This window comes from Paenisporosarcina sp. P4_E4_2, assembly GCF_056401595.1.
This window is the reverse complement of the sequence record NZ_JBFUJC010000417.1, coordinates 1-2423: the sequence shown is the minus strand read 5'-3', so window position 1 is coordinate 2423 and position 2423 is coordinate 1. Positions and strand designations below refer to the sequence as shown.

Annotated in this window: 1 protein-coding gene; it reads left to right on the top strand. The window is 49.9% G+C overall.

Annotation, left to right across the window (positions count from 1 at the left end; all coding sequences use genetic code 11):
* Positions 1-2423: DUF4430 domain-containing protein (locus tag AC1DSB_RS18030; RefSeq protein ID WP_477587284.1), on the top strand; the 2423-nt coding region annotated here is incomplete at both ends.

The following is a 2423-nucleotide window of genomic DNA, read 5'->3' as shown; positions in this document are numbered from 1 at the left end:
TTGACTACCTACAAACAGAAATTGCGACGCCTTCTTCCTGCATTATTGGCATTGATTATGCTCGGGTCCTTGATTTCACCGATCCAGGCAGGAGCCATAGGGGAAAGCGGAAATGCTTCGCTGCCTCAGGAGACGAGAGGCCAGCTTGCCGAAGGGCAAATTAATACACAAACGCAGTCGACACAAATCGACCGTAGCGCCGAGATAAGAGCAAAAGTGGAACAAGCAATCGAGAAAACGAAAAACTACTACATACAGAACCCCCCTGACTATTCCAAAGGGACTTCACACAGCAATTATTGGCTGATGTCCGCTTTATGGGGTGTAGGGACGGACTTGGAAAACGACGTTCCATGGAAAGAAAATGCTTCCCCATGGAATCCAGCGTCCTATTGGACCGTCGGTAAGGAAAAGGTGACTACTTCCTCGAACGAGGATGCAGGAATTGTTATCGGTTCCATCGTTTTGGGCAAAAACCCATATAAATTCGGGACACGGGACATTGTGCATGATTTAGTTGCGAAGCAGAAAGAGAACGGATCTTTCTTTACCATTTGGGGAGAGCCTTGGGCAATGGTCGCGCTTGATCTGATGGAAGCGGAGTATGACCAGGATAAACATATCCAATATATATTGAGTAAGCAAAATCCCACGACAGGATACTTTGGCGATTCCGATGTGACAGGGTGGATACTGATCGCCCTAGCCCCACATTTGGACCGGCCGGATGTGAAAGCCGCTGTCGACAAGGCGGTCCAAGGGATACATGACAACCGGAACAAAGCCACGGGCGAAGTCATGGGGCAGATGTTCGGGGAAAACTCCAATAGCGTCGCGCCTATCATCAATGGCTTGGCGGCGGTAGGCGAGGACCTCTTCTCGGAAAAGTGGACCATGGAAACGACGCAGCTCGGATCGGTCAACCTGATTGAACGATTTGTGGACCGCTATCAAATGGCTGATGGCAGATTTACTTGGCAGGAGAACACTTTGGGCTCCTGGCAGATGGCAACCGAGCAAGGATTGCTTGCCATCTCTGATGCCGTTGCAGGAAAGTCGACTTTCGTGCGGCTGAAAGACTACAAGGAGCAAGAACTGGACAAGCAAACGAATGTCTCGGTAAGAGTGGAAGGAATCAACGATACGCTACTCATGAATAAAGATGTCCAAGTGGAGACATTCATGGAAGCCGCCGATGCTTTCGATGCGACGGAGCAGGCGCTTGCCGAAGCAAGCATCCCGTTTGAAGGATCGAGTTCCTATATTGCCAAAATAGGGCCAGAGGAACAAGCGACGTTCGGGGCCTGGGATGGCTGGCAGTATATAGTGAATGATGACTATCCGGGTGTGTCTGTCGGAGAGTAMCCGATTGAAGACGGAGATGAAATCGTCTGGTTTTACGGGAACGTCGGGGACATTTACCAAGATATCGATATAGCCGATGAAGTGGAGGAATTGACCCTCCGCCCAACCATTTCAATTGCGCCGAAATTACTTGAAGGCGATGAAATTGAAGTGACGGTTACGGCAGAATACGATGTATACAACAGCTCCTGGGAACTGGAAAAAGAGAACGAGATAGCGAAGATCAAAGACGCGGCCATCCAATTCGACGGAAAGACATACAAAACGGATGGCAACGGGGTCGCACGCATTCCAGGTGAAAAAGCAAGGGTCGGGACGTATGAGCTGAAGGTCACAAAAGACATTGACGGCAGTTATCCAAGGCTCCTGCGCCAAGCAAAAAAAATCATCATTGAGGAAGATCCCGACAGCGGTGCCATCCCGTCGGACAAAACGGTCACACTGTCCGTCGAGAAGCGCACGATTGGTCTCGGAGATATCATCGTGCCTATGGGAGTGGCGCTGCAAAATGGGGATACTGCGTTCACATTATTGAAAAGAGTGGCCGATCAAAAAGGGGTATCCATTGATTATATTGGATCCGGGGCAGGGCTTTACGTTCAGGCGATAGAAGGTCTTGGAGAGTTTGACCATGGTTCGCAAAGTGGCTGGATGTATTCGGTCAACGGGAATTTCCCGGAATACAGTGCAGGGAACTATGTGCTGAAAGACGGGGATGTCCTCCGCTGGCAATATACGAAGGACCTTGGGCTTGATCTTGGACAAGGAACAATCCCGGGTACCGGAGGGGGAAGCAGTCCCGGAAGCGGCAATAGCGATGGAAACAACCAGATCGAGATTCAAAAATCAATTGCCGATGCAGCAGGATGGATCGGAAAAAACCGTGATTTCACCAAATATGATCACTTCATCGATTGGGATGTACTTGGTTTGGCAAGGGCTGCTCAAAAAGTTCCAGCTTCTTACTACGCTGCGTTCGAGAGCTATGTAAAGGCGGAAAAAGGAGAGTTCAGGAAAGTCACCGATTATGAGCGGATGGCGTTGGCCATCACCTCGAT